Source organism: Streptomyces hyderabadensis (assembly GCF_020404845.1).
GTDB lineage: Bacteria > Actinomycetota > Actinomycetes > Streptomycetales > Streptomycetaceae > Streptomyces > Streptomyces hyderabadensis.
Genome location: NZ_JAIOJZ010000105.1, coordinates 1 through 11,989 on the forward strand (window position 1 = coordinate 1; position 11,989 = coordinate 11,989).

At 72.7% G+C, this 11,989-nt stretch carries 13 protein-coding genes and 1 pseudogene; 11 read left to right on the forward strand and 3 right to left on the reverse strand.

The genetic code is table 11. From position 1 onward, the window contains the following. From K7854_RS36595 to K7854_RS36615, 5 genes and pseudogenes are all read left to right on the forward strand, one after another. Positions 1-257: pseudogene (locus tag K7854_RS36595) on the forward strand (ATP-binding protein); the annotation flags it as partial. A gap of 119 nt (positions 258-376) precedes the next feature. Continuing rightward, positions 377-796, forward strand: coding sequence for a roadblock/LC7 domain-containing protein (locus tag K7854_RS36600; RefSeq protein ID WP_030189712.1), 420 nt, complete (start codon positions 377-379; stop codon positions 794-796). Further along, positions 793-1,149, forward strand: a complete 357-nt coding sequence (locus K7854_RS36605) for a DUF742 domain-containing protein (RefSeq protein WP_226030873.1) — start codon at positions 793-795, stop codon at positions 1,147-1,149. Before K7854_RS36600 ends, K7854_RS36605 begins: the two co-directional genes overlap by 4 nt. After that, on the forward strand, positions 1,130-1,804 hold the full coding sequence (locus tag K7854_RS36610; protein WP_226030874.1) for a GTP-binding protein: 675 nt from the start codon (positions 1,130-1,132) through the stop codon (positions 1,802-1,804). The genes K7854_RS36605 and K7854_RS36610 overlap by 20 nt, the downstream gene beginning before the upstream one ends. Continuing rightward, the gene (locus K7854_RS36615; protein ID WP_226030875.1) at positions 1,801-3,060 is read left to right on the forward strand and encodes a cytochrome P450; all 1,260 of its coding nucleotides are present in this window, start codon (positions 1,801-1,803) and stop codon (positions 3,058-3,060) included. Before K7854_RS36610 ends, K7854_RS36615 begins: the two co-directional genes overlap by 4 nt. Before the next feature lie 15 nt (positions 3,061-3,075). Here K7854_RS36615 and K7854_RS36620 read toward each other — a convergent pair whose 3' ends face one another. After that, positions 3,076-4,299: a cytochrome P450 gene (locus K7854_RS36620; protein WP_226030876.1), complete on the reverse strand. Its 1,224-nt coding sequence runs from the start codon at positions 4,297-4,299 to the stop codon at positions 3,076-3,078. Between the two features lie 94 nt (positions 4,300-4,393). Then, entirely contained in the window at positions 4,394-5,155 is a 762-nt protein-coding gene (locus K7854_RS36625) for a FadR/GntR family transcriptional regulator (protein ID WP_226030877.1), read from the reverse strand. 236 nt (positions 5,156-5,391) lie between these two features. Here K7854_RS36625 and K7854_RS36630 point away from each other — a divergent pair, with 236 nt between their 5' ends. Genes K7854_RS36630 through K7854_RS36655 form a run of 6 tightly spaced genes read left to right on the forward strand, consistent with a single transcriptional unit; the run spans position 5,392 to position 11,503 of the window. Next, positions 5,392-6,759, forward strand: a complete 1,368-nt coding sequence (locus K7854_RS36630) for an MFS transporter (protein ID WP_226030878.1) — start codon at positions 5,392-5,394, stop codon at positions 6,757-6,759. Further along, positions 6,756-8,525, forward strand: a complete 1,770-nt coding sequence (locus tag K7854_RS36635; RefSeq protein ID WP_226030879.1) for a dihydroxyacetone kinase family protein — start codon at positions 6,756-6,758, stop codon at positions 8,523-8,525. The genes K7854_RS36630 and K7854_RS36635 overlap by 4 nt, the downstream gene beginning before the upstream one ends. A gap of 11 nt (positions 8,526-8,536) precedes the next feature. Next, positions 8,537-9,049, forward strand: a complete 513-nt coding sequence (locus tag K7854_RS36640) for a ribose-5-phosphate isomerase (protein ID WP_226030880.1) — start codon at positions 8,537-8,539, stop codon at positions 9,047-9,049. Continuing rightward, positions 9,049-9,828 carry a triose-phosphate isomerase family protein gene (locus K7854_RS36645; protein WP_226030881.1) on the forward strand — a complete coding sequence of 260 codons (780 nt, stop codon included), beginning with the start codon at positions 9,049-9,051 and terminating at the stop codon, positions 9,826-9,828. The genes K7854_RS36640 and K7854_RS36645 overlap by 1 nt, the downstream gene beginning before the upstream one ends. Beyond that, entirely contained in the window at positions 9,828-10,628 is an 801-nt protein-coding gene (locus K7854_RS36650; RefSeq protein WP_226030882.1) for a sugar phosphate isomerase/epimerase family protein, read from the forward strand. Before K7854_RS36645 ends, K7854_RS36650 begins: the two co-directional genes overlap by 1 nt. Continuing rightward, entirely contained in the window at positions 10,628-11,503 is an 876-nt protein-coding gene (locus K7854_RS36655; RefSeq protein WP_226030883.1) for a phosphogluconate dehydrogenase C-terminal domain-containing protein, read from the forward strand. Before K7854_RS36650 ends, K7854_RS36655 begins: the two co-directional genes overlap by 1 nt. 58 nt (positions 11,504-11,561) lie before the next feature. On the opposite strand, the gene pepE is transcribed toward K7854_RS36655, so the two are convergent. After that, a partial coding sequence (pepE, locus tag K7854_RS36660; protein WP_226030884.1) for a dipeptidase PepE occupies positions 11,562-11,989 on the reverse strand: 428 nt, incomplete at its 5' end.

An 11,989-nucleotide genomic window follows, 5' to 3' on the forward strand; every position in this document is an offset into this window, starting at 1 on the left:
CGGTGTTCATCTGCTCGTCGGCCACCCCGCCCGGCCCCGCGCCCGCCACCCCGGGCGGCCTGCCCATGCGCTCCCCGGGCCGCACGATGGCCGAGGCGGAGGCCGAGCGGGAGCGCCGCGACCACCACCGGCAGCCCGCCGACCCCGCCGCGTCCGCCTCCCGTGACGCCGGGGCCAGCTTCGGCGCCTTCCACCGCGGGCGCCGGTCCGGGGCGGCCGGCCGGACACCGGAGTCCGAACCGCCCGCCCCCGGCTAGGCGGCCGCACCGCGCCCCCCAGCCCCTCGTCCCCCTCGCCCCCTTGCCCGTGTCGCTCGTGAGATTGGAGGAACGGGCCGGTGACCGCAGCAGCAGGAGCCACCGTCCCCGCACCCATCATGCAGACCACCGACAACAGCCTCACCTGGCTGCTGCAGAACCTCCTGGACCGCACCCCGGGCACCCGTCACGCCCTCGTCCTCTCCCGCGACGGCCTCAAACTTTGCTGGACCGAACACCTCACCCTGGACCGGGCCGACCAGCTCGCCGCGATCTGCTCCGGCATCCAGGCCCTCGCCCAGGGCGCCTCGGTCGAGTTCGGCAACGGAACCGGCGGCGTCCGGCACTCCATGACCGAGTTCCACGGGGGCCTGCTGTTCATCGTGGAGGCGGGCGAGGGCGCGCACCTGGCCGTCGTCGCGGTGGAGGACGCCGACCCCGGCGTGGTGGGCCACCAGATGACCGAGCTGGTCGAGCAGATCGGCGAGCACCTGAGGGCCGAGCCGCGGCACGCCGTCCCCGGCGGCAGCCCGTCGTGACCCGCAGGCCCGTGGACACCGGCGCACCCGACCGGCTCTACACGGTCACGGGCGGGCGCAGCCGCGCCGACGACTCGTTCGACCTGGTCACCCTGGTGGTCGCCGAGTGCGGGCCGTCGGCCGGCATGCAGTCGGAGCACGTCCGCATCCTCGAACTGTGCCGCCACCCCACGGCCGTGGTCGAGATCGCGGCCGAGCTGACCCTGCCCATCACGGTGGTCCGCATCCTGCTCGGCGACCTGCTCGCCACCGGGAGCATCACCGCCCGCCACCCGCGCCTGGGCCAGACCGCCGCGTCGCACCCCGATACCGCCCTTCTCCAGGAGGTGCTCCATGGGCTCCGCAACCTCTGACCGGACGGGCCCCGGCCCGGCCACGGCCGCCGGCGCCACCACGACACCCGGAGCCGCGGCCGTCTCCGGACGCAAGCCCCTGACCGACGCCGCGGAGACCGGGCTGAAGATCGTCGTCGTGGGCGGCTTCGGGGTCGGCAAGACCACCCTGGTCCGCTCGGTGAGCGAGATCCGGCCGCTCAACACCGAAGAGGTCATGACCCAGGCCGGAGTCGGCGTCGACGAGACCGGCGGGGTCGTGTCGAAGACCACCACGACGGTGGCCTTCGACTTCGGCCGGATCAGCCTCAACGACCGCATGGTGCTCTACCTGTTCGGCGCCCCGGGCCAGGAACGCTTCTGGTTCCTGTGGGACCGGCTGTTCTCCGGCACCCTCGGCGCGGTCGTCCTGGTCGACACCCGCCGCATGGACGACTCCTGGTACGCGATAGACCGGCTGGAGCACCATCGCACCCCGTTCGTGGTGGCCGTGAACCGTTTCGACGACGACACCGCCCGGCACTCCCTGGACGAGATCCGGCTGGCCCTGGCGCTGCCCGAGCACGTGCCGCTGATCGACTGCGACGCGCGGGTGCGGACCTCGGGCAAGAACGTGCTGGTCACCCTCGTGGACCACCTCTACCAACTGGCCCTGGCCCAGGAGGGCGCCTCGTGACCGATCTCGACCCGGCACCCCACTCCGGCGCCGCACCGGGCTGCCCCGCGCACCCGGACGCCGTACCGCTGGCCGGACTGGAGTACCAGCAGACGCCCTCGGAGCTGTACCGGGGGCTGCGGGCCGAACACGGCGCCGTCGCGCCCGTGCTCCTCGACGGCGGCATCCCCGCCTGGCTGGTCCTCGGCTACCCCGAGGTCAGCTATGTGACCAGCCACGACGAGCTGTTCGCCCGGGACTCGCGCCGCTGGAACCAGTGGGGCGCCATCCCGCCAGACTGGCCCCTGCTGCCCTACGTCGGTCATCAGCCGTCCGTCCTGTTCACCGAAGGGGAGGAGCACCGGCGGCGGGCCGGCGTCATCACCCGGGCGCTGGCCGGCATCGACCAGTTCGAGCTGGCCCGGGACTGCCGACAGCTCGCCGACCGCCTCATCGCCGCCTTCGCCGGCAGCGGCCGGGCCGAGCTGATGAGCGGCTACGCGCACCCCCTGCCGATGATCGCCGCCGTACGGATGTGCGGGATGCCGCACAGCGGACCCGAGACCCGGCAGCTCGTCGAGGACCTGCGCATCTCCCTGGACGCGGCCGAGGGCGACGACCCGGTCGCCGCGTACACGCGCGTGGGCGAGCGCATCCACCGGCTGGTCCGCCACAAGCGCGAGCGGCCCGGACCCGACGTCACCTCCCGGATGCTGACCCATCCGGCGGGACTGACCGACGAGGAGATCGTCCAGGACCTGATCTCCGTCATCGCCGCCGCCCAGCAGCCCACCGCCAACTGGATCGGCAACACCCTGCGCCTGCTGCTCACCGACGAACGCTTCGCCCTGAACGTCTCCGGCGGCCGCCTCAGCGTGGGGGAGGCCCTCAACGAGGTGCTGTGGCTGGACACCCCCACGCAGAACTTCATCGGGCGCTGGGCCGTGGGTGACACCCAGCTGGGCGGCCGGCAGATCCGGGCCGGCGACTGCCTCGTGCTCGGCCTCGCCGCGGCCAACACCGACCCCCAGCTGTGGCCCGAGGCCCACGTCGGCGCCGAGAACTCCGCACACCTGTCCTTCAGCAACGGCGAACACCGCTGCCCCTACCCGGCGCCGCTGCTCGCCGACGTCATCGCCCGCACTGCGGTCGAGACCCTGCTGGAGCGCCTCCCCGACCTCGTACTCGCCGTCGAGCCCGAGGAGTTGACCTGGCGTCCGTCCATCTGGATGCGGGGCCTGACGGCCCTGCCCGCCCACTTCACCCCGGTGTCCTGAGGGCCGTCCCGTCGCTCAGGCCACGGGGGTGAAGCGCACCGGCAGCGACTGCGGGCCCCGGGTGAACACGCCCCGCTCCACCACCTCGAAGCCGTCCTCCGTCCGCAGGTCGGGCAGCGCGTCCAGGAGCTGCCCGACCCCGGTCTCGACCTCGGCCTTCGCCAGCAGCGCCCCGACGCAGAAGTGCCGGCCCAGCGCGAAGGCCAGGTGGTCGGCGGCGGCCGAGAAGGCGGTCGTGGTGGTGAGGTCCTCGCGCATGATGTCGAAGCGGTCCGGGTCTCGGTAGCGGCTCTCGTCCCGGTTGGCCGCCCCTATCAGGCAGGTGACGGTGGCACCGGCGGGTATGGTGCCGCCGCTGAGCGTGACGTCCGTCGCCGTCTGACGCATGATCATGTGCACCGGCGGGGTGTAGCGCAGCGTCTCGGCGAAGGCACGGGGGATCAGGCTCCGGTCCTCGCGCACGGCCGCCAACTGCTCCGGGTGGGCCAGCAGGTTGGCGAAGATGCCGGCGATCGCCTTGTCCGTGGTCTCGCCGCCCGCCGCGAGCAGCAGGCTGCAGAACGCCTTGATGTCCTCGTCGCTCATCCGCACGCCGTCCACCTCCGCGGCGCACAGCGTGGACAGCAGGTCGTCGCCCGGCTCCTCGCGGCGCCGCCGGATGACCGGGAACATGTACTCGGCGAACTCCACCCGGGTGCGTGCGCCGGCCGCGGCCACCTCCGGGTCGCCGGAGAGGTTGCCGAGGAACGCGATGACCGAGGTGTACCAGCCGTGGAACCGGTCGTGGTCGGCCTTGTCCAGACCCAGCATGTCCGCGATGACGTTGACCGGGAACCGGGTCGCGTAGTCGGCGACCAGATCGGCGCGGCCGGTGTGCCGGAACGCGTCGATCAGCTCACGGGAGTTGCGCTCGATCACCGGCAGGAACCGCTCCTGGAGGTCGGCGCCGCGGAACGCCGGGGCCACCAGGGCACGCCGGACCGCGTGCTCCCGGCCGCTCAGCTGGAGGATCGTCCGGCCGTGCACGGGCTCGATCTGCCAGTCGTAGTTCTCGGTCGTGAACTGGCCGGCGCGGTCTTTGAAGACACGTTCCACGTCCTCGTAGCGCGAGACTATCCAGCTCTGCGTGGCCTCGTGCCGGATGAGGGGCGCGCTGTCCCGCATCATCCGGTAGGCCGGATACGGGTTCGCCGCGAACTCGGGGGAGAGGATGTCGGGGACCTGCTGCGCGGTGGACATGGGACTCCTCGGTCGACAACGCCATGGCGGCTCCAGGCTATTGACGAGGCGTCGGCTCCGACAGACCGCGCGGCACGGCGGGTGCCGCCGGGAATCAGCCCTCGCCGTCCACCGAGGCGCGCAGCCGTGCGCTGGCCATCCGCATGTGCTCGGCCATCGCCCGGTCCGCGGCCTCCGGATCGCGGGCCCGGATCGCCTGGAGCACCGCGTCGTGCTCGCACAACGTGCCGCTGACGGTGCCCTCGATGTCGCTGACCCGCTCCATCCAGACCTGGAGCAGCGCCCGGATGCTGTGCAGGATGTCGCTGAGCACGGTGTTGCGGGCGATGCGGGCCGTCTCCAGGTGGAAGGCGATGTCGGCGTCGATGAACGCCGTGACGTCCCCGCCCGCTTCGCGCATGTGCTGGAGGTGCTCCTCCAGCCTGGCCACGTCCGCGTCCGTGGCGCGCTCCGCGGCGAGCCGGGCCGAGACGCCCTCCATGTAGGTGCGGACCTCGACCAGGTCCTGCGTGCGCCGCTGGCCCAGCATCAGGCCCCAGTTGATCGCCCGGGGCAGGAACTCCGAGGTGCCCTCGCGCACGTAGGACCCCGAACCGGGGCGGATCTCGATGATTCCGAGGACGTCCAGGGCCGACAGGGCGCCGCGGACGCTGGACCGCGCCACGCCCAGGGCCTCGGCCAGCTGCCGCTCGGCGGGCAGCCGGGTGCCGGGCCGGATGTCGCCGGCCGAGAGGTGGTCGAGGAGCCGCTTGGCGACCTCGCTGACGGACGACTCGCGCACCACGGGGCGCAGCAGCTGCGCCAGGTCGGGCGCACCGGCGGAGCTGTGCTGATCAGGCTGACTGGTCACGGTCACCAGTCAACCAGATGCCGCGCCTGACTCGCTGACCAGGCAGTTCATCGCCGCCTCGGGTGCGGTTTGTCAAGAGTCGGGCCTTCGGTCGATCTATGACGCTCACCACACTGGTAAATTGGTGACCAATTTGGATCGGAGGCTTAGCGTGAAAGCGAACCGGTCGGCCGCCCCCGTGGCGGCCCACCCGGAGTGACCCAACCCGGACGGAGCTGTCCGGGCGAGCCGAGGAGTCGCCCATGGGTGCCCAAGCGCCATCCGCGGCAGTCGAGAGAACTGCCATCAAGAAGGTCTCAGTCCGCCTCGTGCCGTTCGTGGCGCTGATGTTCTTCGTGAACTACCTGGACCGCACGGCCGTCTCGTTCGCCGAACCGAACGGCATGGGACAGGACCTCGCCCTGACCGCCGCCCAGTTCGGCTTCGCGTCCGGGATCTTCTTCCTCGGCTACATCGTGCTCGAGGTCCCCAGCAACATGGCCCTGCACCGCTTCGGGGCCCGCCGCTGGCTGGCCAGGATCATGGTGACCTGGGGCATCGTCTCCCTGCTGTTCACCTGGGTCAGCAGCAGCGGCCAGCTCTACACGCTGCGCTTCCTGCTCGGCGTCGCCGAGGCGGGCTTCTTCCCCGGCGCGATCCTCTTCCTGAGCCAGTGGGTGCCCTCCCGCCACCGCACCAAGATCCTCGGCCTGTTCTACCTCGCCCAGCCGCTGACCACGGTCTTCGGCGCCCCGCTGGCGGGCTGGCTGATCGGCCGGCACGGGCTGTTCGGCCTGGAGGGCTGGCGGGTGATGTTCCTGTTCGTCTCGCTGCCCGCGATTGTCCTGGGCGTCATCGCCTGGTTCTACCTGATCGACAAGCCCGCCGACGCCAAGTGGCTCACCCCCGCCGAGCGCGACTGGCTGACCGCGGAACTCGCCGCCGAGAACGCGCAGAAGACCGGCCACGAGGGCAAGCACGCCAAGGGCGACCTCAAGAAGGCCTTCGGCAGCAGGCGGGTCTGGACCCTCGCCGCCGTCTACTTCGGCTTCGTCTACGGCCTCTACGCCCTCGCCTTCTTCCTGCCGACCATCATCAACGGCTTCCAGGACCAGTACGACACCACGTTCAGCGTCATGGACAAGGCCTGGATCACCGCCATCCCGTACCTGCCCGCCGCCGTCGTCCTCTTCTTCTGGACCCGGCACGCCACCCGCCACGGCACCCGCACCTGGCACGTGGCCGGACCGGCCGTCGTCGGCGGTGTGTCGATCCCCCTCGCCCTCTACATGGGCTCCCCGACCGCCACCGTCGCCGTGATCACGGTGACCGCGTGCGCCATCTTCGCCGCGCTGCCCGTCTTCTGGTCGGTGCCCTCCCGCTTCCTGACCGGAGCCGCCGCCGCGGCCGGCATCGCCCTGATCAACACCGCGGGCAACATCGCCGGATTCGCCTCCAGCTACATCACCGGCTGGCTCAAGGACTGGAGCGGCGACTACTACGTACCGCTCTACCTCGTCGGCTTCTTCATGCTGCTGTCCGCCGCGCTGATGATCCTGCTCGCCGCCCGCAGCCGGACCGGTGAACCGTCCCCCGCCCGCGAACCCCAGGCCGAGGAGGCCCTGCGATGACCCGCCTGTTCAACGACCCGGCCGCCTTCGCCGACGAGGCGCTGGAGGGCTTCACCGCCGCGCACCGGCGCTGGGTCCGGCCGGTCACCGGCGGCGTCGTCCGGGCCGGCGCCACCCCGGCCGGCCAGGTCGCCGTCGTGATCGGCGGCGGCTCGGGCCACTACCCCGCCTTCTCCGGCCTGGTCGGCCGCGGTCTGGCGCACGGCGCGGCCGTCGGGAACGTCTTCGCCTCGCCCTCCGCCCGGCAGATCCACTCCGTGGCCGCCGCCGCGCACGCCGGTGGGGGAGTCCTGCTGATGTACGGCAACTACGCCGGTGACGTCCTGCACTTCGGACAGGCCGCCGAGCGGCTTGCCGCCGAGGGCATCGAGACCCGGACGTTCGCCGTCGCCGACGACATCTCCAGCGCGGGCCCCGACGAGTCAGCCAAGCGCCGCGGCATCGCCGGTGACCTGCCCGTCTTCAAGGCGGCGGCGGCCGCGGCCGAGCAGGGACTGCCCCTGGAGGAGGTGCTGCGCGTCGCCGAACGGGCGGGCGGGCGCACCCGCTCCTTCGGCATCGCCTTCTCCGGCTGCACCCTGCCGGGCGCGGACCACCCCCTGTTCACCGTCCCCGAGGCCCGCATGGCCGTGGGCCTCGGCATCCACGGCGAGCCCGGCATCGGCGAGGAGCCGCTGCCCACCGCCGACGAGGCGGCGCGGCTGCTGGTCGAGACCCTGCTGAAGGAACTCCCACAGGACCTCACGGGACCGGCGGGACAGCGGGCCGCCGTGATCCTCAACGGCCTCGGCTCGGTCAAGTACGAGGAACTGTTCGTCGTCTACCGCAAGGTCGCGGCGCTCCTCGGCGAAGCCGGTGTGGAGATCGTCGACCCCGAGGTCGGAGAGCTGGTCACCAGCTTCGACATGGCCGGCGTCTCGCTGACCCTGACCTGGCTGGACGACCGGCTTGAGGAGCTGTGGCGGGCCCCGGCCGACGCCCCCGCCTACCGCAAGGGCGCCCTCGACACCCCAGGGCCGGACCAGGACGGGGAGCCCGTGACGGCCGACGGCCAGGACACCGCCGTGCCGGTGGACAACGCCGGACCCGCGACCCCCGCCGTGCCCGCCGCCTCGGACGCCTCCCGCCGGGCCGCCGCCACCGTCCTGGCCGCGCTGGACGCCGTGGCCCGCGTCGTCGACTCGCACGCCGACGAACTGGGCCGCATCGACGCCGTGGCCGGTGACGGCGACCACGGCATCGGCATGCGGCGCGGCTCCACGGCCGCCCACCGGGCCGCCGCCGAGGCCCACCGGCTCGGCGCGGGCGCCGGCACCGTCCTCAGCCGCGCCGCCGACGCCTGGGCCGACAAGGCGGGCGGTACCTCCGGCGCTCTGTGGGGGAGCATCCTGCGCGCGCTGGGCACGGCCCTCGGCGACCAGGACACCCCCGACGCGCGGCGGGTCGCCGGGGGCGTCACGGAGGCGTCCGCCGCCGTGCGCGCGCTGGGCGGGGCGGAGGTCGGCGACAAGACCATGGTCGACGTCCTGGTCCCCTTCGCCGACGCGCTGGCCGCCGCCACGGCCGAGGGCCTGCCGCTGACCGGCGCCTGGGACCGCGCCGCCACCACCGCCACCGCGGCCGCCGCCGGGACCGCGGACCTGCTGCCCCGCAAGGGCCGGGCCCGCCCGCACGCCGAGAAGTCCCTCGGCACCCCGGACGCGGGCGCCCACTCACTCGCCCTGATCACCCGCGCCGTCCACGGCGCACTGCTCGACCACCACTGAGGAAAGCCGCCATGACCGACAAGCTCCGCATCGTCGTCGGCTCCGACGACGCCGGCCACCAGTACAAGGAAGCCCTCAAGCAGGACCTGCGCGACAGTGCCCTGGTCGCCGAGGTCACCGACGTCGGCGTCGACGCCGACGGCCACACCGCCTACCCCAAGGTGGCCATCGCCGCCGCCGAGATGGTCGCCCGGGGCGAGGCCGACCGCGCCCTGCTGGTGTGCGGCACCGGCCTCGGCGTCGCCATCGCCGCCAACAAGGTCAAGGGCATCCGGGCCGTCACCGCCCACGACTCCTTCTCCGTCGAGCGGGCGATCCTCTCCAACAACGCCCAGGTCCTGACCTTCGGCCAGCGCGTCGTCGGCCTCGAACTCGCCCGCCGCCTGGCCGCCGAGTGGCTGACCTACCGCTTCGACGACAGCTCGGCATCGGCCGCCAAGGTCCAGCTGATGAGCGACTACGAGAGCGCCGGCGCGCCGAGCACGGCCGCCGCGAGCGCCGCCGACGACGGGGCGGCCGCCTGATGTCCTCGCCCGCACCGTCACCCGTGCTGCTGGGGGTGAGCCTCAAGATGTACTTCGGCCACCACCAGACGCTCAACTGGTCCCGCAGGATCGCGGCCCTCGCCGGACGGCACCCCGCCGTCACCTCCGGCGCCGCCCGCCTCTTCGTCCTCCCCGCCTTCCCGGCCCTGGTCCCCGCCACCGGCATCCTCGCCCCCTACGGCGTCGCGCTGGGCGCCCAGGACATCGCCACCGAGGACAGCGGCCCCTACACCGGCGAGGTGAGCGGCCCGGTCCTCAGGGAGATCGGCTGCCGCTACGCCGAGGTCGGCCACGCCGAGCGCCGCCGCCTGTACGGCGAGGGCGACACCGTCGTCGCCGCCAAGACCGCCGCCGCCCTGCGCAACGGCCTCACCCCCGTCCTGTGCGTCGGCGAACGCGACGAGGCCGACCCCGCCGACGCCGCGGCCCGCACTCTCGCCGAGGCGCAGCGGCTGCTCGGCGGCCTGGAGGGCGCGGTCGTCCTCGCCTACGAGCCGCAGTGGGCCATCGGCGCCCCCGAGCCCGCCTCGGCCGACCACATCGCGACCGTGTGCACCGCCCTGCGCGGCTGGCTCGACACCCGGCCCCGCCACGCCGGTTCCACCGTCATCTACGGCGGCAGCGCGGGCCCCGGCCTGCTGACCCGACTGGCCGGCACCGCCGAGGGCCTGTTCCTCGGCCGCTTCGCCCACGACCCGGCGAACGTCGAGGCGATCCTCGACGAGATCCGCTCCCCGGCCCCGGCGGCGGTGGCGTGATGGCGTACGGCATCAGCACCTACGCCTACTTCTGGCGTCTCTCGGCCCGCGCCCCCGAGCCGATGGGTCTGCCGGAGATGCTCCGCGACACGGCGGAACTGGGCGGCCGGGTGTTCCAGATCTGCGACTACGCGCCGGTCGAGACCTACGACCGCGCGCACCTCGCCGACCTCCGCGACACCGCCGCCGACCTCGGTCTGACCCTCGAACTCGGCACCCGCGGCATCCGCCCCGCCCACCTGCTCGCCTACCTCGACCTGGCGGGCGAACTGGGCGTGACCCTGGTCCGTTCCATGCTCAACACGGCCGACCACCGACCGGACACCACCGAGGCGGTGACCCTCCTGAAGGAGGCCGTGCCGCGCTACGCCGAGGCGGGCGTCACGCTCGGCCTGGAGACCTACGAGCAGGTCGCCACCGACGACCTCGTGAGCGTCGTCCGCGCCGTCGACGATCCGCACCTCGGCATCGTCCTCGACCCCGGCAACAGCGTCGCCCGCCTGGAACGCCCCGCCGACGTCGTGGCCGCCTGCGCGCCCTACACGGTCAACATCCACGTCAAGGACTTCGCCTTCACCCGCCGGGACGGCTGGGTCGGCTTCACCTACGCCGGCTGCCCGCTCGGCGAGGGACTCCTCGACTACGACGGCATGATCGCCGCCGCACGTCCCGAGGAACGCGGCATCAACCAGATCGTGGAGCACTGGCTCCCGTGGCAGGACGAGGGCTTCGAGGCCACCGCCCGGCTCGAACACCAGTGGACGCAGCACAGCATCAACACCCTCCTGAGGAGCAAGTAATGGCCACCGAGATCCAGACCCGCGCCGACGTCACGACCGTCGCCGTCATCGGGGCCGCCGGCAAGATGGGCCAGCGTGTCTCCAACAACCTGGTCGACAGCGACTTCCGGGTCCTCTTCAGCGAGGCCTCGCCCCAGGGGCAGGAGCTGATCCGCGGCCTGGGCCGCGAGCTGACCGAGTCCGCCGCCGCCGCGGCCGAGGCGGACGTCGTCATCCTCGCGGTGCCCGACGTGGTCCTCGGCAAGGTCTCCGAGGAACTCGTGCCGCTGATGAAGCCGGGCACCGTCGTCCTCACCCTCGACCCGGCCGCCGCCTACGCCGGACTGCTCCTCGCCCGCGAGGACATCCACTACGCCTGCGCCCACCCCTGCCACCCCTCGGTGTTCCTGGAGCGCACCACCAAGGAGGAGTGGCAGGACACCTTCGGCGGCATCGCCGCCCCGCAGGAGGTCGTCGCCGCCTACGAGGGCGGGGACGCGGCCAAGCAGGAACTCGCCGACTCCGTCATCCGGGTCATGTACGCCCCGGTCGTCGACGTCCACTGGGTCACCGTCAAGCAGCTCGCCGTACTGGAGCCCACCCTCGTCGAGACCATCGCCTGCATGGTCGGCGCCCTGCTCACCGAGGCCCTGCACGAGACCGTCCACACCGTCGGCGTCCCCGAGAAGGCCGCCCGCGCGATGCTGCTCGGCCACACCCAGGTCGCCCTCGCCAACACCCTGAAGGGCTCCAACCCGTTCTCGGACGCCTGCCTGATCGCCATGGACTACGGCCGTGAGTCCATCGTGCGCGAGGACTGGAAGAAGGTCTTCGACGACGAGGAACTGGACAAGGTCATCACGCGCATGCTGAAGATCAAGGAGATCAAGCGCTGACCGGTGCACAACGGCGACGCCGGAGACCCGCACGGGCCTCCGGCGTCGCCGCGTGCGCTCAGGAGCGGGTGTCGAACTCGCCCCGCACGCCGAGCAGTCCGGACAGATCCGAGCCCACCGCCAGCTCGCGCGGCTCGGCACCCCGCCGGAACAGCCGGGCGTCGCGCTCACCGCCGAGCACGGCCCGCTCGCCCGCCACCCGCAGCCAGGAACCCTCCCGCAGGCCCAGCACGGGCACGTCGTTCTCCTCCAGGAACTCCCTCAGCCGCTCCTCGCGCGTCTCGCCCTTGTGCGTCGAGCCGGGGTCCGGGTCGAGGTAGTGCGGATTGATCTGGAACGGCACCAGCCCGAGCGTCTCGAAGGACGGCGGCTGGACGATCGGCATGTCGTTGGTGGTGCGCAGCGAGGGCGCCGCCATGTTGGTCCCGGCGCTGGCCCCCATGTACGGCAGCCCGCCGGTCACGGCCTCGATCAGCGCCTGGCGCA